This is a genomic window from Streptomyces lincolnensis (genome assembly GCF_001685355.1).
GTDB lineage: Bacteria > Actinomycetota > Actinomycetes > Streptomycetales > Streptomycetaceae > Streptomyces > Streptomyces lincolnensis.
Map to the genome: position 1 here is coordinate 6,058,671 of NZ_CP016438.1, position 25,315 is coordinate 6,083,985.

A 25,315-nucleotide genomic window follows, 5' to 3' on the forward strand; every position below is an offset into this window, starting at 1 on the left:
ACAGACCATGCGGGCGGGGTTACCGCACGGCGATCGTCCCACGGGTCTAGAGGGATACTATAAAGGGCGATCGTTTTGTTTTTGCGACTGTCACTTCTCATTTACATGGAGCTGCCAGATGACACGGCCCAAGCAGGAGCGCGCGGTCCGTACCCGGGAGGCGATCCTGACGGCGGCGGCCGAGGTCTTCGACGAGTTCGGGTACTCGGCCGCGGGCGTCAGCAGGATCCTGCAACGGGCGGGGGTCACGCAGGGCGCGATGTACTTCCACTTCAAGTCCAAGGAGGACCTCGGCCGGTCGGTGCTCGTGGAGCAGGCCTCCACGCTCAACCTGCCCGACGAGCCCGCCGGACTCCAGCAGCTGATCGACGTGACCCTCTATCTGGGTTTCGAGCTGAAGCGGAACGTGCTGCTGCGGGCCGGGGTGCGGCTGGCCGTGGAGCAGGGTGAGGCCGGGCTGCGGGACTTCACCGTCTACCGCTGGTGGATCGCCCGCTTCCGGGCCGAGCTGGACGTCGCCGAGCGGCGAGGTGAGCTGTTGCCCCAGGTCGACGGCGCGGAGTTCGCCCGGGTCCTGGTCGGCGCCTTCACCGGCACCCAGCTGATGTCCCATCTGGAGAACGACCGGGAGGACCTGCCCGCCCAGATCGCGGTGCTGTGGAACTACCTGCTGCCGGGGGTCGCCACCCCCGCCGTCCTGGCCCGGCTGACCGTGGACGTGGAGCGCGGGAAGGCGATGCTGTGAGCGGGGTGAACGTCCTGCTCACCGGGGCCACCGGGTTCGTCGGCTCGGCCGTGCTGCGCGCGCTGTCGGCGGCCGCCGCCGACGGCGCCGACTTCTCGGTGCGGGCCGTCGTGCGCACCGCGCCGGCCGGCCAGGAGCAGCTGCCCGGCGTGACCTGGGCCCGTGCCGACCTCACGGAGCCGGGCTCGCTGCACGGCCTCGGCACCGGCTGTGACCTGCTGCTCCACCTCGCCGCCCGGGTCGGCGGCGACGAGGACGCCTGCACGACGGTGAACGTGGGCGGGACGAGCGCGCTGCTCGGCGAGGCCCGCCGCGCCGGCGTCGGGCGGATCCTACTGCTGTCCACGGCCGCCGTGTACGGCGCCGGGCCGCACCGGGGCATCCCGGTCGACGGGGTCGAGCCCGCGCCGGTCTCCGCGGCCAGCCGCACCCGGCTGGCCGCCGAGCGGCTGGTGCTGGCCGCCGGGGGGACCGTGCTGCGGCCCGGGCTGGTCCTGGGTACCGGGGACCGGTGGGTGGTGCCCGCGCTGGCCGAGCTCGCGGAGCGGGTGCCGGCCCGCTGGGGCGGCGGGCGGGGGCGGCTGTCCGTGGTGGACGTGCGGGACCTCGCCCGGCTGATCGTGGCGCTCGCCCTCGCCGTACGGCTGCCGGGTGGGGTGCATCACGCCAGTCACCCGGAGCCGGTGCGGGTCGGCGAGCTGCTCTCATGGCTCGCCGGGCACGGGGTGCTGCCCGAGGTCTCCGGGCGGGACTGGCCGATCGAGCGGTGCGTGGCGGAGCTGGGGCGGACGCCGGGGCGGGTCAGCGAGCGTCAGTTCCGGTTGCTGTCCGAGGACCACTGGTACGACAGCGGGGAGATCTGGCGGTTCGCCGACTGCCCGCCCGGGCCCGGACCGCTGGCGGGGCTGGCGGACGCGGCCGGCTGGTACCGGGCGCTGACGGGCTCCACGGGCCCCTCCGCCCCCTCCAGCCGGTAGGTAAAGACTTGGTTTTGCCTTTGCCGTGACTTCATCAAGCAACTTTGCAAAACGATCGTTCTGTTTGTAATTTGGGGCTGAGTGGTTCGGTGAGCCCCTCGAAGTGACCACCACCCCATGGAGGACACTCCACAGTGCGCGCAATATCGCCCCACCAGGCGGCCGTCGCGGACATAGGCATACGCCATCTGCGGGCCTTCCTCGTGCTGGCCGAGCAGTTGAGCTTCACCCAGGCCGCTGCCTCCCTGCACACCACCCAGCCCTCCCTGACCCGGTCCATCCACCGGCTCGAAGAGGCCCTGGGCGCACGGCTCTTCCACCGCACCACCCGTCATGTGCGGCTCAGCGAATCCGGTGTGCTGCTGCGGGAGGAGCTCAAGGAGCTGTTGCCCCGTCTGGAGTCCGTGCTGACACCGCGCCACGACATCCAGACCCTGCGGATCGGCTTCAGCTGGCTCTTCCCCGACGAGCTCCTCCAGAACGCCATCGCCGGTTTCGAGCGGACCTACGGCGTCGCCGTCGACCTCGTCCGCCGGGACGAGCGGTGCGCGGGGCTGGACGAGGGCGCCGTCCAGCTGGCCGTGCTGCGGGGCCGGCAGCCCGCCCGGGGGCTGCGCACCGTGCGGATCGCCCAGGAGGAGCGGGTCGCCGCCGTGTCCCGAAGATCCCCGCTGGCCCGTCGGCGCAGCCTCGACTGGACCGAGTTCGCCGAGCACCCCGTCATGATCAACACCGTGAGCGGTGCCACACAGGTGCGGGACTGGCCGGAGGAGGCCAGGCCCGGCACGGTGACGCTGTGCGGCGGCTTCGTCGAGTGGCTGGAGCTGATCGCGGAGGGGCGCGGGATCGGTGTCGCGCCCGACCTGGTGATGCGCCGCAATCCGCATCCCGGGGTCCGGTTCATCCCGATCACCGAGGCCCCGCCGATGCCGCTGTGGCTGGCCCGCCCCTCGACCGGCGCCCACCCGCTGGCGATCCGCTTCATGGAACGCGCCGTCGCGGTACGGCAGGCGGCGGCCTGAGCGGACTCCCGGTGGGTGCCGACGCGGAGGGGGCGGCACCCACCGGGCTCTACGGGGAAACCGGGCCCTACGCAGAGAGTGATGGGCTCACTCGCCGCGCCACGCGGCGATCGCCAGCTCGTACCGCTCCAGATAGCGCTCGATCACGGCACGGCCGGCCGCCGGGAGCAGGGTCAGGACGCGGGTGACGCCCGCGCGTTCGCAGCGCTCCAGGACGTGCGGGTCGTGCGGCACGCCGGCCAGCACCACGGGGACGGGCGCGCGGCCGGCGTCCTCGGCGCGCTTGTTCAGCTCGGGGATGCGCCGGAGCGTGCTGGCGAGGGTGTCCTCGTCGCCGAAGTCGGGCAGCCAGGCGTCCCCGTAGGCCAGGACCCGGTCCAGGACCCGGGGTCCCATGCCGCCGACCATGACCGGCGGATGCGGCCACTGGGCCGGCTTGGGCCAGGACCAGACGCCCTCGAAGGCGACGTGCTTGCCGGTGTACGTGGCCTCCGTCCGGGTCCAGATCGCCCGCATCGCCTCCACGTGCTCCCGCATCCGGGCGAAACGGCGGTCCGGGTCCACGCCGTGGTGGCGCATCTCGTCCGTGGCCCAGCCCGCGCCGACGCCGAAGTCGACGCGGCCGCCGGAGAGATGGTCCACGCTGGCGACGGTCTTGGCCAGCACCAGCGGGTCGTGCTGGGCCACCAGGCAGATGGCGCTGCCGACGCGGAGCGAGCGGGTGGCGCAGGCCGCGGCGGTGGCCGCCACGAACGGATCCAGCGTCTCCCGGAACTTGTGCGGCATCCGCGCCGACTGCGCGCCCGCCACCGCGTGCGTGTGCTCGGCGAAGTACAGGGCGGTGTGCCCGTGTTCCTCCAGCAACCGGGCCAGCGGACCCGGCGGCATGGTGGCGGGGGTGGCGAAGACGGAGGCGCCGGTTTCCATGAGAAGTGCTCCGGTGAGGGGGAGTTGGGGGAAGAGCGAGCGTAATGGGGAACCGGCGGGCGCCCCGGCTTGTGGCCGGGCGCCCGCCGGTGGTGCCGTCGTCCGCGCCGGGGTGGGTCCGCGGACGACGGTCCCGTCACGCGCCGAGTCGGGATACCGATCGGGCGAGAGCCTTGAGGAGGGAGGAGGCACGCTTGTCGTCGGGGCCCACCGCGATGAGCCGGTTGGTGATGTAGGAGACGCCGACGCCCGCTCCGGGCCAGGCCAGATGGGCCGAACCGCCGCCGCCGTCGTGGCCGAAGGAGTCACCGTCCACGCCCTCGCGCGGGGTGGAACGCAGCCGGAAACCGGCCCCGCCGTAGACCATGCGGATGTCGATCAGCGGGTCGGTCTTGCGCACGTACTCGCGCCGCGCGTCGTCCAGCACCTCGCGCGAGAGCAGTGTGAACTCCTCGCCCGGTGCCCGCGTCGCGTCGGTGGCCAGGATCGAGTACAGCCGGGAGATGGCCCGCGCGGTGCCGATGACGTTGGCCGCGGGGATCAGCCCGGTGCGCCGCTCGGGGCGGTTCCAGACCATCTCCTCGTGCGGGAAGGGGATCGGGTTCTGCCAGATCCGCCGCGTCATCGGGTCGTCGCTGGTGAAGAACCCGGTGTACTGGTCCAGGAAGTGCGCCCCGTACTGGAGTTGGGCCACCTCGCCCTGCCGGTCGGCGCTGATGCCGTACGACATGTCGAGACCGTGCGGGGCGGCGATCTCCTCGGCGAAGAACCGGTCGACGGGCCGCCCGGAGGCCCGGCGGATCACCTCGCCGGCGATCCAGCCCGCGGTGTACGGGCCGTACAGGATGCCGCCCGCCCGCTCGTCGTCCTCCGGGGCCTGCTCGGCGATGAGCGCGGCCATCGCCAGCGGGTCGGTGATGTCGTCCTGGCCCAGCGGCACCCGGACCCCGGGCAGGCCCGCGGTGTACGACATGACCTGGCGCAGGGTGATCCGGTCCTTGCCGTGCCGGGCGAACTCGGGCCAGTAGTGGGCGACCGGGGTGTCGAAGTCGACCAGGCCGCGCTGGACGGCGACGAGCAGGGTGATCGCCACGATGCCCTTGCTGCCCGAGAAGATCAGGGACTTGGTGCCGGGCTCCCACGGGCGGGCGGCGGCGGAGTCGGCGACGCCGCCCCAGATGTCCACCACCTTGGCGCCCCGCCACCAGGCGCAGAAGGCGCCGCCGAGTTCGTCGCGCTCACGCAGGTTGCGGTCGAACTCCTCGCGCACCTCCTCGAACCCTTCGGCGACGTAGCCCTCGGCGACGAGGCCGTGTTCGCCGCGGCCGGCGAGCCGGACGTCGGGGACGGTGCTTCCGGCCGGGTCGGTCACCGAGGCGCCGGCCGGGTCGGTGCCGGGCAGGGCGGGGGCGGTGGTGTCGGGCAGGGTGGTCATGGGTGGGCACACTCCATCAAGTGCGGTACGAAAAAGGGCGGTCGGGGCTGCTCAGGCGCGGACGGGCGCGGTGTGCCGGAGGGTGACGTGCAGCGCGCCGAGGCCGGCGCCGGTCACGGTCACGTCGCGCAGGTCGCGCACCCGGGGCAGCCCCTCGGCGGCCGTCCCCCCGTGCGCGCCGACCACGACCGGGGCACCGCCCGCGGCGACGGCGGCCCGCAGGCCCGCCTCGGCGTCCTCGAAGACGACGGTCGCGGCCGGGTCGACGGCCAGCGCCGCCGCGGCGGCCAGATAGCCCTCCGGGCTCGGCTTGCCCTCACGCACGTCGTCGGCGCTGATCAGCAGGGGCGGCAGGGGCAGTCCGGCCGCGGCCATCCGGCGGTGCGTCAGCTCCCGGCCGGCGGAGGTCACCACGGCCCAGCAGCCCTCGGGCAGCGAGGCCAGCAGCTCCGGAGCGCCGGGCACCGGCACGATGCCGTCGACGTCCTCGACCTCCTCCGCGACCAGCCGCGCGGTCTCGGCCGCCGCGTCGACGCCCGCCGGGACGTACGCGGCGACCGTCTCGCCGGTCCGGCGGCCGTGCGCGGTGGCGAGGATCGCCTCGGCGTCGAGGCCGTGCCGGGCGGCGAAGCGGCGCCAGGTGCGCTCGACGACCACGGTGGAGTCCACCAGGGTGCCGTCCATGTCGAAGAGCAGCGCCTCGGGGGCGAACGTGGTGGTCTGCGGGGTCGGTTGCAGGGGAGTCGTCGGCGTCATACGGCTGCCTCATTCGGGTCGAGTGGTTCGGGGTGCGGTGCGAAGCTCGCGGCACGGGCCCGCGCCCAGGCGAGATCGCGGAGCGGGAGGTCGAACTCCCCGCCGTGGTGGCCGGTCTCCCGGTAGTCGTTCTCCAGGACCAGCGCGCGCGGGACGGGGCCGAACGCGGCCACGGCGTCGAGCACCTCCGTCAGGCGGCCCTCGCCGGCGCCGAGGGGGGCGCTCGCCGGCACCCCGGCGTGACCGTCCTTGAGATGGATCTGGTCGGCGAGGTGCGGCCCGACGGCCACCACCCAGCGCACCGGGTCGTGCCCGGCCGCGCACAGGTTGTACGGGTCGAGGAGCAGCCGGAAGGCCGGCGAGCCGACCTCCTCGGCCAGCGCCCTCGCCCGGGGAGCCGCCAGGACGTTCTCGCTCGCGAGCGTCAGCCCGCGGGCGGCGGCCTCCTCGGCGGCCCAGGACAGGATCCGGGCGGTGCGCCGGAAGTCGTCCGGACTCTCGACGGCGCTGCGCCGGAAGCTGGGCAGGAACACCAGCGGTACGCCCAGCTCACGGGCCGCGTCCAGCGCTCGTACGACCACCGCCCTGGCCAGGGTGGCATCGGCGCTGTCCGGACGGGCCGTGAGTCCGATGTCGTTGAGCGTGTTGGCGGTCAGCCCGAGCAGGGCGACACCGGTCTCGGCGCTCGCCCGGAGCGTGGCCGCGACCGTGCCGGGGGCGTCGGCCCGGGGACCGCGCCCCGGCCCGCCGAGGTCGAGCTGCACCCCGTCGGCCGCGAGCCGTGCCGCACACCGCACCGCCTCCTCTGCGCCCGCCACGGGCAGCCGCCAGGAGGTGAGGGCGACGACCGGGGCCGGGGGCGGCGTGCCGGGCGCGGTGATGCCGGGCGTGGTCATGCCGGGACCCCGCGGCTCTGGGAGACCGGGACGTCCACCCGCACGGAGTGCCACCGGCCGTACTCGTCCACGACCAGGCTGTCGCCGTGGTGCTCGGCGCCGCCCCGCGTGACCAGCTCGTGGGCCAGCTCGGCGAAGTGCTCCGGGCGCATGTACGTGCCGTAGTCGAAGCCGGCGGGCCGGCGGCGGCGGATGCCGGGGGTGTCGACCATGCCCGCCGGGAGCGCCTGCACGATCCGGACGCCGTCCGAGCCCTCCTCCTGGGCGACCGAGTCGAGCAGCGCGGCGGCCGCGGCCTTGGTCGCCGCGTAACCGGAGCGGCCCGGACCGGCGTTGTAGACCACCTCGGAGGAGATGCCGAGGAACAGCCCGGACCGTGCGCGCCGCAGCACGGGGAGGGTGGCCGACAGCGTCAGCCACAGGCCGTGCAGGTTCACCTCCGTCTGCCGGCGCCACTCGGTCTCCTCGACCTCCCCGAAGGGGGCGCGCCGGGTGCCGTAGGACACGGCCGAGTAGCAGACGGCGTGCAGCGGCTCGGCCGCCGCGCCGTCGAGGGCCGTACGGGTCGCCTCGGCGTCGGACAGGTCCAGCGGGGCCCAGCGCAGCAGCTCCGCTCCCTCACCCGAGGGCTCGCTGCGGCTGAGCACCAGGACGTCGAGTCCGGACCGCGCCCAGGACTCGGCGACCGCGCGGCCGATGCCGGTCGAGCCGCCGACGACCAGGGCGCGACGGGGGGCCGGTGGAGGCGGGGGGACGGTCATCTGGACTCCTTGGACAGGGGGTTCACGGGGCAGTGGGTTCGGGTGGCTCAGACGGCCGACGCGGTCGGAGCAGGCGTGGTGGGGACGGCGGAGCGGTCCGGTGCGACGCGTACCGCGAGCTTGATCAGGCGGCGGCCCCGCCAGGTGCGGTCACGGTGGGCCGCGAGGTGCCGCATGATGTCGGCGGCCTCGTCGAGGTCGGCGACATGGGTGACCAGGTCGCGGTACCGCTCCGGTGCCGCCGCCAACTCGGCCGCCGCGTCCCGCAGATGACGCTCCGCCACCCCGCGGTGCCCGAACAGCCGCACCGGGGCGCCGGTGTCGGTGAGGGCCCGCGCGATGCGCGGCACCGCGGGCCGGCCGCCGCAGTTGGCCGCGCGGACGGCGGCCAGCTCCACGCCGGGCAGCAGCGGACTCGTGGCGTCGGCGGGCAGCCCGCCGAGCAGGTCGACGACCAGTTCCCCGGGCACGGCCCGCACCGCCGTCTCCAGGCAGCGCAGGGTCGCGTCGCGCGGTGTGGCGAGCAGCACGGCCGCGGGGGCGTCGCCGACCGCGGCACGCAGGGCCTCGCCGCCCTCGGCCGCCGTGAGCAGCACGTCCGCCCGGTGCGCCCGGTGTTCGCTCCAGGCGCGTCCCGCGTCCGTGCGGTGGACGTGCACGGTGCGCACCCCGGGGCCGAGCAGGCGCCCGGCCGCCCGGACGGCGAGGTGCCCGACCGTGCCGTCGCCGAAGACGGCGAGCGTGCCGACCCCCATCCGCTCCAGGACCGAGAACGCGTACCGCACCGTCGCCAACGGCTCCAGCAGCGCGGCCAGATCACCCGGGGCGAGGGACTGGGGCAACGGCGTCACCAGCCCGGCGCGCACCGCGCTCTGCGGGATCAGCGTGCGCTCCTGGAGCAGGCCGTCGACATGGTGGCCGAGCAGGAAGGACGGGTCGTCCGGATGGGTCGGGTTGACCACGACCCGGGTCCCGGGCGCGAGAGCCGGGTCCGCGTCGGGCCCCGCCGCGACGACCAGCGCCGAGCCCTCGTGCCCGATCACGGGCGCCGGGTCACCGCGCAGTCCGCGCAGCATCTGGAGATCCGTACCGCACAGCCCGGCGGTCTGCGGCGCGAGGAGGACCTCGCCGGCCACGGGGCGCGGGGTGGGGCGCAGTTCCACCCGGATCCGCCGGCCGTCCCGGACGATGGCCCGGTGCAGGGCCGCGCTCATCGGAAGGCTCCTGTCAGGTGAGGGGCGGGCGCCGGCGGAATGCCGTCGGCATCGGGCGCGTGGGCGGCGAGGCCCGCGCCGATCAGCGGGTCCGCCTCGCCGGGGCGGGACGTGGTCAGGCGGCGGGCGGCCCAGTCGGGGGACCGGTCGGCGGTGAGGTAGAGGCCGGCACGGGTCAGATGCGCCAGCAGCGCGCGGCGGACGTGGTCGCCGAGGCCGTACACCACACCGCCCGTCAGGACGATCTCGTCGAGCTCCGGGTCCAGGCACAGCGCGGTGCGCAGCACCTGGGCGAGCGGCTCGGTGGCCGCCGCGAGCAGCACCTCGGCGGTCGTGGAGCCCGCGTCCAGCGCGGACCGCAGCGTGTCCTCGAAGGAGGCCTCCGCCCCGGCCCGCCCGAACGCCGAGGCGGCCCAGCGCTCCGGGTTCCGCGCCCGCGTCAGCTCGGCCAGCCGCCGGATACCGGGGCCGGAGGAGTACGCGGCGACATGGCCGGCGCTCCCGCAGTCGCACAGCCGGGCCTCGACGGGGCCCAGCGCGGCCGGTACCGCGGCCGGCAGGTGGCCGATCTCGCCCTGGAGCCCGCACTCGTCCACCGCGACGGTGCCCGTGCGCAGGTCCAGGGTGCGGGCCGCGATGCCCGTGCTGACCGTGACCAGGAGAAGCTTGCGCAGGGTGCGCCGGTGCGGTGCGGCGGCCGCGTGCAGCAGTGCCGCCGTCACGTCGTTGACGAGGTGCCAGGCGACCTCCGGCCGGGCCGACCGCAACGCGCCGAGCAGGTCGAAGGGTTCGGTGTGCGCGCCCCACAGGGGGGCGGAGGCGTACACGGTGCCCGTACGGTGGTCCAGCGCCGCGCCGAACGACACCCCGGCCCGGGTCACGCCCGCCGGCACCGCCGCGCACAGCGCGTCCACCATCCGCCGCCGCACCTCCCGCACGGGCAGGTCCGGGTGGGTCCGCACACTCGGCGACGGCCCGTCGACCAGGTCGCGCAGACCCCGCTCGGGCGACCACAGGGCCCGGCGCAGGCGGGTGCCGCCCACGTCGACCACGGCGATCTCGTCGTGCCGGGTCACGACGCCACGGCCAGCAGGTCGGTGTCCTTCGCGTCCTCGGCGGTGCCCAGGGCGCCAGCGCGCTGGCGTACGAACGCGCGGGCGCGGTCCAGCTCGTCGCGGGTCAGGTCGTTGACGAACCGCACCCGGCCGATGCCGTCCGTCAGGGGCATGCGCTGGAGGCCGTCGCGGTGCTTGACCGCGTCCCGCAGAGCCTCTTCGAGCAGGTCGGTCGTGAACACGGGGTGGGTGAGCGGGAGCCCCGCGGTGTGCATCAGCCGCAGCGCGCGGTCGGCGTCCTCGGCGGACAGCAGACCGCGGTGGTGGGCGAGCGCCACGCAGATCGCCATGTCGACGGCGACCGCCTCGCCGTGCAACAGCGGGGGATCGGCGCGCAGTTCGAGCGAGGGGCTGAAGGTGTGGCCGTAGTCGACCGACCGCTCCAGCACCTGCTCCCACAGGTTGGGCTCCAGCTCGTCGAGCATCCCGGCGATGGACCGGGAGATCACCTCGGTGGCGACCGGCCCGCCGGCGGCCAGGCTCTGCGGTCCGGCGCCGGTGACGGTGGCCTCCAGGAGGCCGAACAGCGTGGCGTCCTTGACCAGGGCCATCTTGATGATCTCGGCCAGACCGTTGACGATGTGCCGCGGCTCCACGGTGGCGAGGAACTCCGGGTCCATCAGGGCGGTCTCGGGCGCGTAGTAGGTGCCGAGACGGTTCTTGTGGGTGCCGTGGTTGACCCCGGTCTTGACGCCGATGCCCGCGTCGATCTGCCCCAGCAGGGTGGTGGGGACCCGGACGTAGGGGACCCCGCGCCGGTACAGGCTGGCGGCGAACCCGGCCACGTCGAGGACCACGCCGCCGCCGATCGCGACGATCTTCTCGGTACGGCGCAGCAGGCCCATCGCCGTCATCGCCTCGGTCACCTCGACGGCGCTCTCCAGCTCCTTCGCCGCCTCGTCGCCGGGCAGCACCTTCCAGAAGGACTCCACGCGCCAGGCGTCCAGGTAGGCGCGGACGCGGTCGCCGTAGAGCGTGTGGACCTTGTCGTCGACGACCACCAGGCAGCGGGTCGGGGTCTGTCCGTCGGCGCCGCAGGCGCGGGCGAGGGCCGGGTTGGCCGGGTCGAGCAGCCCGCGTACGACGTGCACGTCGTAGCCGACCGGCTCACGGGACTGCACCCGCCAGGTCAGGCCGGGCGGTTTGGGCAGGTCGACGGGGGTGGCGAAGACGGGAGCGGCGGGGGTGGGGGAGGGAGCCGGGGTGGCGAGAGACATGGCGCATCCTCGTTCCTGACGGACCGGCACCCCTGGGGGCGCCTTCCGTCGATCGGGAAGGGTCGGCAGGTCGATGGGGAAAGCGGCACGCGGACGTGCGGCGGCGATGACGGCGGTACGGGCGCTCAGGTCCTGACGGACTGGCGGTGCCGGAAGACGTCGCGGGGGTCCCAGCGCCGCTTGACCTGCTGCAGGCGCCGGTAGTTCCCCTTGAAGTAGAGGTCGTGCCAGGGCACGGACGAGCGGTTGTACCGGGGGTCGCCGAGGTCGGAGTCGGGGTAGTTCACGTAGCAGCCGTCGGTCCGCCCGTCGGGGACCGGCACTCCGCCGGTGCCGGCGTACACGTCCGCGTAGACCCCGCGTACCCAGGCGATGTTGGCGGCGTCGTCGCTCTCGTCGTACCAGTACGTCTCGTAGGTGACCTTCATGATCGAGTCGCGCTGGGCCACGGCCGTCGCGGCCGGGTCGACCTCGCCGATCCGCCCGCCCGCGGACGGGATGACCAGCCCGGCGATCCGGGCGTTCTGCGGGGACCGGGTCAGGTGCTCGTAGACCGCCTCGATCTGCTGCCGGGTGAACGGCCTGCGGTGGTACGCCGACTTGTGCTTGCCGCGCATGTTCGGGTCGGTCTGGGTCGGGCTGACCGTGCCCACGTACTGGGTGGCACGCAGCCAGGGCAGCCGCTGGGTGGTGGCGTACGCCGACCGGTGCGTCCCGCCGGTGCGCTCGGGTACGCCCGGTGTGTCGCTGACGCCGAGGGCCCGGTTCAGGCCCGTGAGGAAGTCGGTCAGCAGGCGCGGGGCGTCCGGGACCGTCGCGTCGAGCTGGGCGATCAGGGCGATGTCGCCGGCCGACTGGTGGTTGGGCATCAGCCAGACGCACATGTCCTTGTACGGCGACGTGACGTCCTTGTGCCGCTCCAGCCAGGAGCCGTAGAACTCCAGCAGCCCGACGAAACCGGCCTTGCTGACGTCCTCCCAGGGCCACGACGCCATCGTCACGAAGACCTCGGCGGGCGGCCTCGGCAGCAGCCCGCCCGGATCCGGGCCGTCGCTGCCGGGCGTGCGGAACCAGTACTTCGTGATCACCCCGAAGTTGCCGCCGCCCGCGCCGGTGTGGGCCCAGAACAGGTCGTGGTGGGGGTCGGACGGGTCCCGGCCGGCCACGACGCTGCGGGCCCGGCCGGTGTCGTCGACGACCACCACCTCCACGGCGTCGAGGTGGTCGACGGTCAGACCGTGGGCGCGGGAGAGCATTCCGTACCCGCCGCCGCTGACATGACCGCCGACGCCGACGGAATAGCAGGCGCCGCCGGGAATGGTGACGCCCCAGCCCTCGTAGAGGGTTTCGTAGACGTGGAGCAGCGTGGCCCCGCCCTCCACGGCGAACGCCCGGCGTTCCTCGTCGAAGGAAACGCCGTTCATCCGCGACATGTTGATGACGACCTCGACCTCGGAATGGAAGACGAAGTCCTCGAAGCAGTGTCCGCCGCCCCGGATGCTGATGCGCTTGTCGCGGTCCACCGCGTCCTGCACCAGCTCGACGACCTGGCGTGTCGTCGTCGGCAGCGCGATGCGTTCCGGAGCCGCGACCCAGCGCTGGTTCAGGCCGGATATCAGGTCGCCGTAGCGGGCGTCGTCCGGCGTCACGGTGACCGCGGCCGCGCCGGCCGGGGCCGCGGTGGCGGAACCCGTCATCAGGCCGGCGCCGACGCCGACGGCGGCAGCGGACCCGGAGAAGAGCAGACGGCGACGATTCATCGAACTCATGCGGTAAAGCCCCCCGTTCACGATCGAACCCCCTTGTCAGGCGATTCCCGAGGAACGTAGAACGGCGTCCCGCACCGACACAAATGCCTGATCCGGAGCGCTTATTCGCATGCCGTATTACTCGTTCGGCTCATGCGGGCGGCGCAAGAAACAGTGGCGTAAATCAGCGGGTGGGCGCTGTGCAGTGCCCTCCTTTCCGCTTTCCCCGCACCCATTCATACGTCCGGGGAAAAAGTCCGAGAAGGCCGCCGGGGGCGCCGGTGCGGCACACTCGGTCGCATGCGTACTGCGTACAGCGTGGAGACGGTCAGGACAGCCGAACGGGAGCTGATGGCGCGGCTCCCCGACGGGGCGTTGATGCAGCGGGCGGCCGCCGGACTCGCCGCCGCCTGCGCGGACCTGCTGGGGCGGGTGTACGGCAGCCGGGTCGTGCTGCTCGTCGGCAGCGGGGACAACGGCGGGGACGCGCTGTACGCCGGGGCCCGGCTGGCCCGGCGCGGCGCGGGCGTCACGGCGGTGCTGCTCGCGCCGGAGCGGGCGCACGCGGGGGGACTCGGGGCGTTGCGGCGGGCGGCGGGACGGGTGGTGGGGGCCGGCGGGGATGCCGGTGCTGCTGCCTCTGCCGGTGCTACCGGTACTGCCGCTTCCGTCGCTTCCGTCGCTTCCGTCGCTTCCTCCGCTTCCGCCGAGGAGTTGATCGCGCGCGCCGATCTCGTCGTCGACGGGATCGTCGGGATCGGGGGGAAGGGGGGACTGCGGCCGGACGCGGAGGCGCTCGCCGCCGCGGCCGGGCGGGCCCGGGCCGCCGTGGTCGCCGTGGATCTGCCGAGCGGGGTCGACGCGGACACCGGGGAGGTGCGCGGGGCGGCCGTGCGGGCCGATCTGACCGTCACCTTCGGGACGCACAAGCCGGGGCTGCTGATCGATCCCGCGCGGGAGTACGCCGGGTCGGTGCGGCTCGTCGACATCGGGCTGGGCGAGGTGCTGCCGGACGGGGCCGAACTGGAGGCGCTGCAACACGCCGACGTGGCGCGGCTGTTGCCGGTGCCGACGGGGGAGAGCGACAAGTACCGGCGTGGCGTCGTCGGTATCGCCGCCGGGTCCGACCGCTATCCCGGGGCCGCCGTGCTCGCCGTGTCCGGGGCGCTGCGGGGCGGGGCCGGGGCCGTGCGGTACGTGGGGCCCGCCGGGGACGCGGTGATCGCCCGCTTTCCCGAGACGCTCGTGTCGGACCGGGGGCCGCACAAGGCGGGGCGCGTGCAGGCGTGGGTCGTGGGGCCCGGGGCCGGGGAGGACGCGGGGACCGTGGCCGAGGTGGTGGCGGCCGACGTGCCCGTGCTGATCGACGCGGACGGGCTGCGGCTGGCCGACGCCGACGCCGTACGCGCCCGCACCGCGCCGACCCTGATGACCCCGCACGCCGGAGAGGCCGCCGCCCTTCTCGGCGTGGCCCGCGAGGAGGTCGAGCACGGCCGGCTCGCGGCGGCGCGGGAACTGGCCGCGCGCTACGACGCCACCGTCCTGCTGAAGGGCTCGACCACGCTGGTCGCCGACCCCGCCGGCGGAGCGGTACGGGTCAACCCCACCGGCACGGCCTGGCTCGCCACGGCAGGCAGCGGCGACGTCCTGTCCGGGCTCGCCGGGTCCCTGCTCGCCGCGGGGCTCTCCGCGCTGGACGCGGGCAGCGTGGGCGCCTACCTCCACGGCCTGGCGGGGCGGTTCGCGGCGGATGGGGCGCCGGTGGGGGCGCATGACGTGGCGGACGCGATCCGGAGGGCGTGGCGGGATGTGTACCTCGACTGAGCGGGGCGGGGTGACTGGCCGGTGGCACCGGCCGGCAGCGGCGACGTCGGGCCGGCGGGATGTGTTCCTCGGCTGAGAGGGCCGCCTCGGTGACTGGCCGGTACGGGTGACCTGCCCGCGCGGCTCCGCCGATCGCCAGGGGCGGCGGGTTTCTCTGATCGCATGATCAGCAGACGTGTCGCCCGTCAGGGCATCGCCGTATTGCTCGTCGCGGTGACCGCGCTCCCGGTCGGGACCGCCGCCGCGGACGTGCCGCCTCCCGCCGCCGGACCCGAGGCGGAACTCGTGCCCGGGGTGCCGCCGGGGCCGTATCAGCCGTGGTTGATCGATACGCCGGACCAGGTGCTCGCGCCGAAGGTGTACACGCCCAGTCGGCAGGAGGAGGCCGTGGAGCCGGCGGAGGCGGTGGAGGGGACGTACGCGCTGGTGGAGTACGTGCCGCTGGCGGACGCCGTCGCCCGGGTGGCGTGCAGCAAGCAGACCGGGCCGTATCAGCGGCAGGTCGAGCGGTGGCTGAAGCTGAAGGTGGACGGGAAGCAGTCGGCGGCCGACTGCCGGGTCATCCGCTCCTTCCAGGTGAAGCAGAAGATCAAGCCCGCCATCGGCTTCGCGGGACCGGTCACCTGGGCGCGGATGCGGTACCTGTCGGCGCGGAAGAACCCGAACGCCGCCGGGAAGTGCCCGGTGCGGACGTACCGGGTCGCCTGTGTGGACCTCACGCGGCAGCTCACCTGGGTGCAGAAGGGGAAGAAGGTCGTCTTCGGACCGGTGCCGATGAGGAGCGGACGGGCCGCGTACCCGACCCGGCCCGGCTGGCACAAGGTCTACTGGCGGCACAAGAACCACTGGTCGACGCTGTACAACACGCCCATGCCGTACTCCCAGTTCTTCAGCGGCGGCCAGGCCTTCCACGCGGTCTACGGCAGCATCCACACCACGGTCGGCTCCATGGGCTGCGTGAACCTGCGGCTCGCCGACGCCCGCAAGCTGTGGGACGTCCTGAAGAAGGGCGACCGGGTCTATGTATGGGGGAAACGGGTCGGCACGTAGGCGTCCGGCGGGCTCCCCTGCCCCCTCTGAGACACTGGGGGCGCGATGAGTGAGACAGCTGCCCCGCGGAGCGCGCCCCTGCGTGCTCGCGCCGAGATCGATCTGGCCGCCCTGCGGGCCAACGTGCGGACCCTGCGCGCCCATGCGCCGGGCGCGGCCGTGATGGCCGTGGTGAAGTCCGACGCGTACGGCCACGGGGCGGTGCCGTGTGCCCGCGCGGCGGTCGAGGCGGGGGCCGGCTGGCTCGGTACGGCGACGCCCGAGGAGGCGCTCGCGCTGCGGGCCGCCGGACTGACCGGGCGGATCATGTGCTGGCTCTGGACGCCCGGCGGGCCGTGGCGAGAGGCCGTCGAGGCCGACCTGGACGTGGCCGTGAGCGGGATGTGGGCCCTGCGGGAGGTCGTCGCGGCGGCGCGGGAAGCCGGCCGCAGCGCGCGGGTGCAGCTCAAGGCCGACACCGGGCTCGGCCGCAACGGCTGCCAGCCGGGGGAGGACTGGGCCGAACTGGTCGCCGGCGCGCTGCGCGCCGAGGCCGACGGGCTCCTCCGGGTCACCGGTGTCTGGTCCCACTTCGCCTGCGCCGACGAACCCGGCCACCCCTCCATCGCCGCCCAGCTCGGCCGTTTCCGGCAGATGCTGGCGTACGCCGAGCAGGAGGGTGTCCGCCCCGAGGTGCGGCACATCGCCAACTCGCCCGCCACGCTCACGCTTCCCGAGTCCCACTTCGACCTCGTGCGGACCGGGATCGCGACGTACGGGATCTCCCCCAGCCCCGAGCTGGGCAGCCCGGCCGACTTCGGACTGCGCCCGGTCATGACGCTCTCGGCGTCCATCGCCCTGGTGAAGCATGTGCCGGGCGGCCACGGCGTCAGCTACGGCCATCACTACGTCACCCCGGGCGACACCACCCTCGGCCTCGTGCCCGTCGGCTACGCGGACGGCATCCCGCGCCACGCCTCCGGCACCGGCCCCGTGCTGGTCGACGGCAAGTGGCGGACCGTGGCGGGGCGGGTGGCCATGGACCAGTTCGTCGTGGACCTCGGGGGCGACGAGCCCGAGACCGGTACCGAGGCCGTCCTCTTCGGGCCCGGCGACCGCGGTGAGCCCACCGCCGAGGACTGGGCCCAGGCGGCGGGGACGATCGCGTACGAAATCGTCACCCGGATCGGAACGCGCGTTCCCCGCGTCTATGTGAACGAGGGACAGAACGAGGGACAACCGGGGTAACCGCACAGGGCACGTCAGTCCGGCAAGCCCCGCACCATCCCTGAACACCCGCGTCACAGGCAACACAGACAGCACAGGCATCATGGCGTCCCAGCGATGCCGAAGTCCGGCGAAGAGGAGCGGTACGTGAGCGAGAGCAGTGCGGAGGCCGTCGTGGACGCCGCCTCGGCCGTCGCCTCCGCCGCCACGGGGGCGGGCGCCGGCTGGCGCAGGGCGACCGGGATCGCCGGTGCCGCGATAGGCGTGGTCGCCGCGGGCGCGGCCGCCGGTGTCGCCATAGAGCGGCTCACCGTCGGCCGCGGGATGCGCCAGAAAGCCCGCCTCGCGCTCGACTCGGCGGGCCCGTACGGCGCGCTGCGCGGCACCCCCGGCAAGGCGTACGCCGACGACGGCACCGAGCTGTACTACGAGGTCGACGACGTGGAGCCGGAGGGCGGACCCGCGCCCCGGCGGCGCCGCCTCTTCGGACGCAAGGCCCCCGCCCCGGTCACCGTCGTCTTCAGCCACGGCTACTGCCTCAGCCAGGACTCCTGGCACTTCCAGCGGGCGGCGCTCAGGGGCGTGGTGCGGACCGTGCACTGGGACCAGCGCAGCCACGGGCGCTCCGGGCGGGGCGTGGCGCAGGTGCGGGACAAGGAAGCGGTCAGCATCGATCAGCTGGGCCGCGACCTGAAGGCCGTCATCGACGCCGCCGTACCGGACGGGCCGATCGTGCTGGTCGGGCACTCCATGGGCGGCATGACCGTGATGGCCCTGGCGGACGCCTTCCCCGAGCTGATCCGCGACCGGGTGGTGGCGGTGGCGCTGATCGGTACGTCGTCGGGGCGGCTCGGCGAGGTGAACTTCGGGCTGCCGGTCGCCGGGGTCAACGCCGTACGGCGGGTGCTGCCCGGCGTACTGAAGGCGCTGGGGCAGCAGGCCGCCCTGGTGGAGAAGGGGCGGCGGGCCACCGCCGACCTGTTCGCCGGGGTGATCAAGCGGTACTCGTTCGCCTCCCGTGACGTCGACCCGGCCGTCGCGCGGTTCGCCGAGCGGATGATCGAGGGCACCCCGATCGACGTGGTCGCCGAGTACTACCCGGCGTTCAACGACCACGACAAGACCGAGGCGCTCGCCCACTTCGCCGGCCTCCCGGTGCTGGTGCTGGCCGGGGTGGGGGACCTCGTCACGCCCAGCGAGCACAGCGAGGCCATCGCCGACCTGCTTCCCGACGCGGAACTGGTGCTCGTGCCGGACGCCGGGCACCTGGTCATGCTGGAACACCCGGAAGTGGTCACCGACCGTCTCGCCGACCTGCTCACCCGCGCGGGTGCCGTCCCCGCGGGAGCTACCGTAAATGGCTATGGAAGCACCAGCAGCACCGCACAACCCGGCTGACATCGAGATCACCGTCACCTCTCCCGAACAGATGCGGGAGTTGGGCCGACGCCTGGCCAAGCTGCTGCGCGCAGGCGACCTGGTGATGCTCACCGGGGAACTCGGCGCCGGCAAGACGACACTGACCCGGGGGCTCGGCGAGGGGCTCGGGGTCCGCGGGGCAGTCACCTCCCCGACCTTCGTGATCGCCCGCGTGCACCCCTCCCTCGGGGAGGGTCCGCCCCTGGTCCACGTGGACGCGTACCGGCTGGGCGGCGGTCTCGACGAGATGGAGGACCTCGACCTCGACGTCTCGCTGCCCGAGTCGGTGATCGTCGTGGAGTGGGGCGAGGGCAAGGTCGAGGAGCTGACCGACGACCGGCTGGCGGTCGTCATCCACCGGGCGGTGGGCACTGCGCCTGCGCGGGGGGCGACCCCCGGATCCCCCGAGACGGACGAGGTGCGGCACGTGACGGTGACCGGTCTGGGCGGGCGCTGGGCCGCGGTGGACCTGAGCGTGCTGTCGGCCTGACCTCGGAGCGGAGGGTCGGGTTCATGAATGTTCCGACAAGACGTCGGCAAGATGTTGCGTCCGGCGACTCGCTCGTGGTCACATGGTGTTCCGTCCGTACTTAGGTCTACCTAACTACGCCCGCCCCCGAACTTACAGGAGGCGTCCATGTCGGCCACCGAGAAGGCCCAGCCGTACCCGGTTGTCGCCGCTGTGTCCATGCGTGACCTGCTGGCGTCCTGCGCCGCCGCGCACGCGATCTCGACCCCGCCCCGCATGCCGGACCCGCAGACCGCCCAGCGGCCCGCCCAGGACCGCAAGGCGGCCTAGGACCGGGCGCCGGGGACAGGCCCTAGCGGATCACGACGACCTTCTCGCCGATCGTCGCGAAGCGCCACATCGCGTCGCCGTCCGGGCGGGACTCGCGGATGCCGCCGGTGCGTACGGCCGGGTCGGCGGCCGGGGCCGAGCCGTCCAGCGCCGCGCTGAAGCCGATGGCCACGCCGTCCACACTCGTGAAGCGGACGACGTGCTCGATGGGGGTGCCGTCGGTGCCGGTGACCGAGTTCGAGCGGGACGTCACGGGGTAGGTGCCGGGCGCCGGGTCGACGGAGCCCGGGGTGACGGCGAAGGTGCGCGTGACCTTGCCGTCCGCGCCGACCAGCCACACCCGGTCGGCGGCCACCGAGTACACGACCCGTCGGCCGGCACCGGACGCGGCCGGCAGCGCGGTGGCGTTCCGCTGGTCGCGGGGGGCCTTCGAGGCGGCCGTGGACGGGGTGCTCGCCCGGGTGTCGCCGAGGCCGGCCGGGACGCTGGCCGAGGCCTGGTAGGCGAGGACGCCGACCGCCGCCACGGCCGCCACGGTGAGCCCGGTCACGAATCCGGCGCTGCTGCTTGCCACCGTCCACCTCTGCCTCGTGTAGAGCCTCGCGCAGTACGTCCTGCTGTGCCGTGACGGTAGCAGCAGGTGACCACCCCTTCCGGGGCTCCGACACGGGTCGTCCGACACCGGCGCCGGGGCGCCGTAGGCTGTTTGCGTGCTCTTGCTCGCTCTGGATACCGCCACCCCCGCCGTCACCGTCGCGCTGCACGACGGCACGGACGTCATCGCCTCGTCGACCCAGGTGGACGCGCGCCGGCACGGGGAGCTGCTGCTGCCGGCCGTGGACCGGCTGCTCGCCGAGGCCGGCCTGAAGCTGGACGCCGTCACCGATGTCGTCGTCGGCATCGGCCCCGGTCCCTACACGGGCCTGCGCGTCGGTCTGATGACCGCCGACACCTTCGGGCTCGCGCTCGGCGTCCCCGTGCACGGTGTGTGCACGCTGGACGGTCTCGCCCACGCGGCCGACATCGACAAGGGGCCCTTCGTCGTGGCGACCGACGCGCGGCGCAAGGAGGTCTACTGGGCGCGCTACGCGGACTCCCGCACCCGGCTGACCGAACCGGCCGTCGACCGGCCCGCCGACATCGCCGAGCAGGTGAAGGGGTTGCCGGCGGTCGGCGCGGGCGCGCTGCTGTACCCGGACACCTTCCCCGTCGTCCACGAGCCCGAGCACGTGTCGGCCGCCTCCCTCGCGGCCCTCGCCGCCGGGAAGCTGGCCGCGGGCGAGGAACTGCCCGCTCCCCGGCCGCTGTACCTGCGCCGCCCCGATGCCCAGGTCCCCAAGAACTACAAGGTGGTCACGCCCAAGTGACCGACACCGACGCCAACACCAACAGCGTGACTCCTCGACTGCGCGAGATGCGCTGGTGGGACATCGACCCCGTGCTGGAGCTGGAGAAGGCGCTGTTCCCCGAGGACGCCTGGTCCCGGGGCATGTTCTGGTCGGAACTGGCCCACTCCCGCGGACCGGGGGCGACCCGGCGCTACCTCGTGGCCGAGGCGGGCGAGAGGGTCGTGGGATACGCGGGACTGGCCTCCGCCGGAACCGCCGGCGACGGCGGCTCCGCGTCCGACGGTGACCCCGCGCCCGACGGGAACCCCACCGCGGGCGCCGACGTCCAGACGATCGCCGTCGCGCAGGACCACTGGGGCACCGGCCTCGGCGCGCGGCTGCTGACCGAACTGCTGCGGGCCGCCACCGAGTTCGACTGCGCCGAAGTGATGCTGGAGTGCCGGGTCGACAACGTCCGCGCCCAGAAGCTGTACGAGCGCTTCGGCTTCGAGGCCATCGGGTTCCGCCGCGGCTACTACCAGCCGGGCAACGTGGACGCCCTGGTGATGCGCCTCACCGACCCGGCCACCTCCGTGAACGCACAAGGAACCGAGATCAATGGCTGACCAACCCCTCGTCCTCGGCATCGAGACCTCCTGCGACGAGACCGGCGTCGGCATCGTGCACGGCACCACCCTGCTGGCCGACGCCATCGCCTCCAGCGTCGACGAGCACGCCCGGTTCGGCGGGGTCGTGCCGGAGGTCGCCTCCCGCGCGCACCTGGAGGCGATGGTGCCGACCGTCGAGCGCGCGCTGAAGGAGGCGGGGGTGAGCGCGAAGGACCTGGACGGCATCGCGGTCACCGCGGGGCCGGGTCTCGCCGGCGCCCTGCTCGTCGGCGTCTCCGCGGCCAAGGCGTACGCCTACGCCCTCGGCAAGCCGCTCTACGGCGTCAACCACCTCGCCTCCCACATCTGCGTGGACCAGCTGGAGCACGGCCCGCTGCCGGAGCCGACGATGGCGCTGCTGGTGTCCGGCGGGCACTCCTCGCTGCTGCTGTCCAGCGACATCACCTCCGACGTCCGGCCGATGGGCTCGACCATCGACGACGCGGCCGGCGAGGCCTTCGACAAGATCGCGCGGGTGCTGAACCTGGGCTTCCCCGGCGGCCCGGTCATCGACCGGTACGCGCGCGAGGGCGACCCGGCGGCGATCGCCTTCCCGCGCGGGCTGACCGGGCCGCGCGACCCGGCGTACGACTTCTCCTTCTCGGGGCTGAAGACGGCCGTGGCCCGCTGGATCGAGGCGAAGCGGGCGGCGGGGGAGGAGGTGCCGGTGCGCGATGTGGCGGCCTCGTTCCAGGAGGCGGTCGTGGACGTGCTCACCCGCAAGGCCGTGCGGGCCTGCAAGGACGAGGGCGTCGACCACCTGATGATCGGCGGCGGTGTGGCCGCCAACTCCCGCCTGCGGGCCCTGGCCCAGGAGCGCTGCGAGGCGGCCGGGATCCGCCTGCGGGTGCCGCGGCCCAAGCTGTGCACCGACAACGGCGCGATGGTGGCCGCCCTGGGCGCCGAGATGGTCGCCCGTGGCCGGCCCGCGTCCGCCTGGGACCTCTCGGCGGACTCCTCGCTGCCGGTGACGGAACCGCACGTGCCCGGACCCGACCACGACCATGTGCACGAGGTCAGCAAGGAGAACCTGTACCCGTGACGGTCGCCCTGATGTGGGAGGCCCGGGCCCGCGAGGGCCGGGGCGAGGACCTGCTGGCCTGGGCCCGGGAGCGGGAGCTCGCGCCCGCGCCGCTGCGCCGGGAGACCTTCCGGGGGCCGCAGGACCGGGTGCTCGTCATCACCTGGTGGGACGCGGACCACGACGCCGAGCTGCCCGAACTTCCCGAACCGGACGGGGAGTTGGTCATGCGGGCGGTGCACCGGTGGCGGTTCGAGGCGGTCGCGGACCGCTGAGCGGGGTGTGGGCGAGCCGGCCGGGCTCGTCCGGCGTGTGCTCCCGCCACAGCAGGCGGCCGTGACGGTGTTCCCAGCGGGCGGAGACGAGCGCGTCGGTCAGCCAGTCGGCCGCGCCGATCAGCGGGAGCAGGGCCCACCACGGGTCGAACAGCAGGGCCAGGGCGAGTCCGACGGCCAGGTACGGGACGAACACGCGCACCTGGACAAGGCTGCGGCGCGGGGGCGCGACGGCGGGGGCCGGTTCCGGCAGGGGCGGTGCGGCGTCCAGGCCCGTGAGCATGCCGATGCCCTTGAGCCGCGTGGACTTCAGCAGCGCCCACACCGCCGTGACGATCAGGGCCACGACGTAGTCGCCCGGAGAGGGCCTCGGCGCGTCGCGGACGGCGGACGCCACCGCCAGGCCGACGGCGGCGGACGCCACCGCCAGGCCGACGGCGGCGGCCGCCACCGACGACAGCGCGCACCCCAGTTGATCGTGAACCTGCCGGACCATCGCACCCCCCGTGCGTCCGGTGCCGGGTCACCCCACCCCCGACACCTCCGTCTCGCAGCGCAGCCGGCGGTCCGGGCCCACTTCCCGTACCGGGCCCGTCAGGTCGAGCCGGGCCGTGTGCCGTACGTCCGCGCTGGACACCGCCAACCGTAGTTCCAGCGCGCCCGGTTCGACCACCCTGCGACCGGAACGGTCGGTGAAGGCCGAAAGGTCCGCGTGGAACCGGAAGGTGACCCGGCGGGCCGCCCCGGGCTCCAGCTCCAGCCGCTGGTAGCCGATCAGGCGTACGTCGGGCCGGGTGACGGTGGCCACCGGGTCGTGCAGATAGAGCTGGACGACCTCGGCGCCCGCGCGCTCGCCCGTGTTGCGGACCGTCAGGGACAGGTCGTAGGAGCCGTCGGTGGTGATCTCCGGTGCTGTGCCCTCGAAGTCCGCCCAGTCGAACCCGGTGTAGGAGCGGCCGTGTCCGAAGGGGTACAGCGGGGTCGGGTCCAGGTTGCTGACCTCGACGCGCAGGCCCAGCGGGGGCTGGAGGTAGGTCCAGGGCTGGCCGCCGGGGAGCTGGGGGACGCTCACGGGGAGACGGCCGGAGGGGTTGACGCGGCCCGACAGGACTCCCGCCACCGCCGGGCCGCCCTCCTCCCCCGGGAAGAAGGCCTGGACGACCGCGCCGAGGCGGCCGTCCCAGCGGCCGAGCGCGTAGGGGCGTCCGGTGAGCAGGACGAGGATCACCGGGACGCCGGTCGCCACCAGCGTGTCCAGCAACTCGGCCTGGACGCCCGGCAGTCGCAGGTCGGTGGCGTCGCAGCCCTCGCCCGAGGTGCCGCGGCCGAACAGGCCCGCCCGGTCGCCGAGGACAGCCACGCACACGTCCGCCTCGGCGGTCCGCGCCACCGCCTCCTCGAAGCCGGCGGTGTCCGGGTCGGACACCCCGCAGCCCTCCGCGAACGTGACCTTGGCGTCCGGGAGTTCGGCCCGCAGCGCCTGGAGCACGGTCGGGATCTCGATGCCCATCGCCACCTCGGGATGGTGCGGCAGGACATGGGACGGGAAGGAGTAGCAGCCCAGCATGGCCAGGGCGTCGGCGGCGCGCGGTCCGACGACGGCGATCCGGGTGTCCGGGGCCAGCGGCAGCAGACCGTCGGGGTTGTCCAGCAGGACCACCGACTCCTCGGCCAGCCGGCCGGCCAGCGCCCGGTTCGCCGCCGAGTCCAGGTTGATCCGGGTGGCCGGTTCGGGCTCCCAGCCCTCGTCCAGGAGGCCCAGCTCGCACTTCTGGAGCAGTACGCGGCGGGCCGCCCGGTCGATCAGGGACTCGGGCACCTCGCCCGCCCGGACCGCGTCGAGGAGGGGCCGGCCGTAGCACTTCAGGGTCGGCAGCTCGACGTCGACGCCCGCCGTCAGGGCCACGTGCGCGGCCTGAGCCTCGCTGCCCGCGACCCGGTGCTGGGTCTGGAGGAAGCCGATGCCGAAGTAGTCGGCGACCACCGTGCCGGTGAACCCCCAGCTGTCACGCAGGAGTTCGGTCAGCAGGCCCGGGTCCGCCGAGGCCGGGACGCCGTCGGTGTCGGTGTAGGCGGCCATCACCGAGCGGGCGCGGCCCTCGCGCAGGGCCAGCTCGAACGGCGGCAGGGTGATGTCCGCGAACTCCCGCACCCCCGCCCGCACCGGCGCCTGGTTGCGGGCGCCGGCCGAGGCCGCGTACCCGGCGAAGTGCTTGAGCGTGGCGACGATCCCGGCCGACTCCAGACCGCGCACATAGGCGGCGCCCACCGTGCCGACCAGATACGGGTCCTCGCCGATGGTCTCCTCGACCCGGCCCCAGCGCGGATCGCGTACGACGTCCAGGACCGGGGCGAGTCCCTGGTGCACGCCGACCGAGCGCAGGTCCTGGCCGATCCGCCGGGCCATCTCCTCGACCAGGTCCGGGTCGAAGGTCGCGCCCCAGGCCAGCGGGACCGGGTAGGCCGTCGCCCGCCAGGCGGTGAAGCCGGCCAGGCACTCCTCGTGGGCCAGCGCCGGGATGCCGAAGCGGCCGGCCGCGATGATACGGCGCTGGGCGCGGGCCAGTGCCTGCGCGCCCAGCGCCGGGTCCACCGGGGCGGTCCCGAAGGGGCGGGTGAGCTGGCCCAGGCCGTGGGTGATCAGCTCGGCCCAGTCGTCGTCGGAGAAGTCGGCGGCCATCTCGCGCTGGAGGGGCGCGACTTCACCGCCCTCTGTGGTGCTGGCGCCCACCCACACGCCGTAGAGCTGGGCGGTCTTCTCCTCCAGGGTCATCCGGGAGAGGAGGTCGTCGACGCGGGTGGCGGCGGGCAGGGCGGGGTCACGCCAGGGCGCGGTGGTCATGAAACTCCTGTCGGGGTGATAGCCCTCTCGCGAATGTTTCGAGACGCCATTCGAATGTTTTGGGAACCTA

At 74.1% G+C, this 25,315-nt stretch carries 25 protein-coding genes; 13 read left to right on the forward strand and 12 right to left on the reverse strand.

Annotation, left to right across the window (positions count from 1 at the left end; all coding sequences use genetic code 11):
• The first annotated feature begins 118 nt into the window (after positions 1-118).
• From SLINC_RS27160 to SLINC_RS27170, 3 genes are all read left to right on the forward strand, one after another.
• Positions 119-745 carry a ScbR family autoregulator-binding transcription factor gene (locus tag SLINC_RS27160; protein ID WP_067437987.1) on the forward strand — a complete coding sequence of 209 codons (627 nt, stop codon included), beginning with the start codon at positions 119-121 and terminating at the stop codon, positions 743-745.
• Positions 742-1,722: an NAD-dependent epimerase/dehydratase family protein gene (locus tag SLINC_RS27165; protein ID WP_067437989.1), complete on the forward strand. Its 981-nt coding sequence runs from the start codon at positions 742-744 to the stop codon at positions 1,720-1,722. The genes SLINC_RS27160 and SLINC_RS27165 overlap by 4 nt, the downstream gene beginning before the upstream one ends.
• A gap of 134 nt (positions 1,723-1,856) precedes the next feature.
• The gene (locus SLINC_RS27170) at positions 1,857-2,744 is read left to right on the forward strand and encodes a LysR family transcriptional regulator (RefSeq protein ID WP_079164740.1); all 888 of its coding nucleotides are present in this window, start codon (positions 1,857-1,859) and stop codon (positions 2,742-2,744) included.
• 87 nt (positions 2,745-2,831) lie between these two features.
• Here SLINC_RS27170 and SLINC_RS27175 read toward each other — a convergent pair whose 3' ends face one another.
• From SLINC_RS27175 to SLINC_RS27215, 9 genes are all read right to left on the reverse strand, one after another.
• A complete protein-coding gene (locus SLINC_RS27175; RefSeq protein WP_067437992.1) occupies positions 2,832-3,671 on the reverse strand; it encodes a TIGR03619 family F420-dependent LLM class oxidoreductase in 840 nt (279 codons plus the stop codon).
• 136 nt (positions 3,672-3,807) lie between these two features.
• Positions 3,808-5,106, reverse strand: coding sequence for a serine hydrolase domain-containing protein (locus SLINC_RS27180; protein ID WP_079164741.1), 1,299 nt, complete (start codon positions 5,104-5,106; stop codon positions 3,808-3,810).
• A 51-nt stretch (positions 5,107-5,157) separates the two neighbouring features.
• The gene (locus tag SLINC_RS27185) at positions 5,158-5,862 is read right to left on the reverse strand and encodes an HAD-IA family hydrolase (protein ID WP_067437994.1); all 705 of its coding nucleotides are present in this window, start codon (positions 5,860-5,862) and stop codon (positions 5,158-5,160) included.
• Positions 5,859-6,758, reverse strand: a complete 900-nt coding sequence (locus SLINC_RS27190; RefSeq protein WP_067437995.1) for a sugar phosphate isomerase/epimerase family protein — start codon at positions 6,756-6,758, stop codon at positions 5,859-5,861. The genes SLINC_RS27185 and SLINC_RS27190 overlap by 4 nt, the downstream gene beginning before the upstream one ends.
• Positions 6,755-7,519, reverse strand: a complete 765-nt coding sequence (locus SLINC_RS27195; protein ID WP_067437997.1) for an SDR family NAD(P)-dependent oxidoreductase — start codon at positions 7,517-7,519, stop codon at positions 6,755-6,757. The genes SLINC_RS27190 and SLINC_RS27195 overlap by 4 nt, the downstream gene beginning before the upstream one ends.
• Positions 7,520-7,566: 47 nt before the next feature.
• The gene (locus SLINC_RS27200) at positions 7,567-8,733 is read right to left on the reverse strand and encodes an alcohol dehydrogenase catalytic domain-containing protein (protein WP_067437999.1); all 1,167 of its coding nucleotides are present in this window, start codon (positions 8,731-8,733) and stop codon (positions 7,567-7,569) included.
• Positions 8,730-9,809: an ROK family protein gene (locus tag SLINC_RS27205; protein ID WP_067438001.1), complete on the reverse strand. Its 1,080-nt coding sequence runs from the start codon at positions 9,807-9,809 to the stop codon at positions 8,730-8,732. The genes SLINC_RS27200 and SLINC_RS27205 overlap by 4 nt, the downstream gene beginning before the upstream one ends.
• Positions 9,806-11,065 carry a sedoheptulose 7-phosphate cyclase gene (locus tag SLINC_RS27210; RefSeq protein WP_067438003.1) on the reverse strand — a complete coding sequence of 420 codons (1,260 nt, stop codon included), beginning with the start codon at positions 11,063-11,065 and terminating at the stop codon, positions 9,806-9,808. Before SLINC_RS27210 ends, SLINC_RS27205 begins: the two co-directional genes overlap by 4 nt.
• Positions 11,066-11,190: 125 nt before the next feature.
• On the reverse strand, positions 11,191-12,834 hold the full coding sequence (locus SLINC_RS27215) for an FAD-binding oxidoreductase (RefSeq protein ID WP_079164742.1): 1,644 nt from the start codon (positions 12,832-12,834) through the stop codon (positions 11,191-11,193).
• A 279-nt stretch (positions 12,835-13,113) separates the two neighbouring features.
• On the opposite strand from SLINC_RS27215, the gene SLINC_RS27220 reads away from it, so the two are divergent.
• The 6 genes from SLINC_RS27220 to SLINC_RS48570 all read left to right on the forward strand — a co-directional run bounded on the left by SLINC_RS27220 (position 13,114) and on the right by SLINC_RS48570 (position 19,111).
• Entirely contained in the window at positions 13,114-14,637 is a 1,524-nt protein-coding gene (locus tag SLINC_RS27220; protein ID WP_079164743.1) for an NAD(P)H-hydrate dehydratase, read from the forward strand.
• Positions 14,638-14,799: 162 nt separating this feature from the next.
• Positions 14,800-15,687 carry a L,D-transpeptidase gene (locus tag SLINC_RS27225; RefSeq protein ID WP_067438008.1) on the forward strand — a complete coding sequence of 296 codons (888 nt, stop codon included), beginning with the start codon at positions 14,800-14,802 and terminating at the stop codon, positions 15,685-15,687.
• 45 nt (positions 15,688-15,732) lie between these two features.
• Positions 15,733-16,914 carry an alanine racemase gene (alr, locus tag SLINC_RS27230; RefSeq protein WP_067438010.1) on the forward strand — a complete coding sequence of 394 codons (1,182 nt, stop codon included), beginning with the start codon at positions 15,733-15,735 and terminating at the stop codon, positions 16,912-16,914.
• Between the two features lie 126 nt (positions 16,915-17,040).
• Positions 17,041-18,291, forward strand: a complete 1,251-nt coding sequence (locus SLINC_RS27235; protein WP_067445751.1) for an alpha/beta fold hydrolase — start codon at positions 17,041-17,043, stop codon at positions 18,289-18,291.
• Positions 18,257-18,802, forward strand: a complete 546-nt coding sequence (tsaE, locus tag SLINC_RS27240; RefSeq protein ID WP_067438012.1) for a tRNA (adenosine(37)-N6)-threonylcarbamoyltransferase complex ATPase subunit type 1 TsaE — start codon at positions 18,257-18,259, stop codon at positions 18,800-18,802. Before SLINC_RS27235 ends, tsaE begins: the two co-directional genes overlap by 35 nt.
• Positions 18,803-18,949: 147 nt before the next feature.
• Positions 18,950-19,111: a hypothetical protein gene (locus SLINC_RS48570; RefSeq protein ID WP_170068283.1), complete on the forward strand. Its 162-nt coding sequence runs from the start codon at positions 18,950-18,952 to the stop codon at positions 19,109-19,111.
• A 22-nt stretch (positions 19,112-19,133) separates the two neighbouring features.
• Here the strand turns inward: SLINC_RS48570 and SLINC_RS27245 are convergent, their stop codons facing one another.
• Complete coding sequence (locus tag SLINC_RS27245; protein WP_067438014.1) at positions 19,134-19,685, reverse strand: hypothetical protein; 552 nt, start codon at positions 19,683-19,685, stop codon at positions 19,134-19,136.
• A 136-nt stretch (positions 19,686-19,821) separates the two neighbouring features.
• On the opposite strand from SLINC_RS27245, the gene tsaB reads away from it, so the two are divergent.
• From tsaB to SLINC_RS27265, 4 genes are read left to right on the forward strand one after another with little or no spacing between them, the layout of a single operon-like run.
• Positions 19,822-20,478, forward strand: a complete 657-nt coding sequence (tsaB, locus tag SLINC_RS27250; RefSeq protein WP_067438016.1) for a tRNA (adenosine(37)-N6)-threonylcarbamoyltransferase complex dimerization subunit type 1 TsaB — start codon at positions 19,822-19,824, stop codon at positions 20,476-20,478.
• Between the two features lie 47 nt (positions 20,479-20,525).
• A complete protein-coding gene (locus SLINC_RS27255; RefSeq protein WP_067445753.1) occupies positions 20,526-21,065 on the forward strand; it encodes a GNAT family N-acetyltransferase in 540 nt (179 codons plus the stop codon).
• A complete protein-coding gene (gene tsaD, locus SLINC_RS27260) occupies positions 21,058-22,149 on the forward strand; it encodes a tRNA (adenosine(37)-N6)-threonylcarbamoyltransferase complex transferase subunit TsaD (protein ID WP_067438017.1) in 1,092 nt (363 codons plus the stop codon). Before SLINC_RS27255 ends, tsaD begins: the two co-directional genes overlap by 8 nt.
• Entirely contained in the window at positions 22,146-22,403 is a 258-nt protein-coding gene (locus tag SLINC_RS27265; RefSeq protein ID WP_067438019.1) for a hypothetical protein, read from the forward strand. The genes tsaD and SLINC_RS27265 overlap by 4 nt, the downstream gene beginning before the upstream one ends.
• Here the strand turns inward: SLINC_RS27265 and SLINC_RS27270 are convergent.
• Together SLINC_RS27270 and SLINC_RS27275 are read right to left on the reverse strand one after the other, a co-directional pair.
• Positions 22,354-22,899: a hypothetical protein gene (locus SLINC_RS27270; RefSeq protein WP_067438021.1), complete on the reverse strand. Its 546-nt coding sequence runs from the start codon at positions 22,897-22,899 to the stop codon at positions 22,354-22,356. The two genes, SLINC_RS27265 and SLINC_RS27270, sit on opposite strands and share 50 nt — an antisense overlap.
• 27 nt (positions 22,900-22,926) lie before the next feature.
• Complete coding sequence (locus tag SLINC_RS27275; protein WP_067438022.1) at positions 22,927-25,245, reverse strand: beta-xylosidase/alpha-l-arabinosidase; 2,319 nt, start codon at positions 25,243-25,245, stop codon at positions 22,927-22,929.
• Positions 25,246-25,315 lie beyond the last annotated feature (70 nt).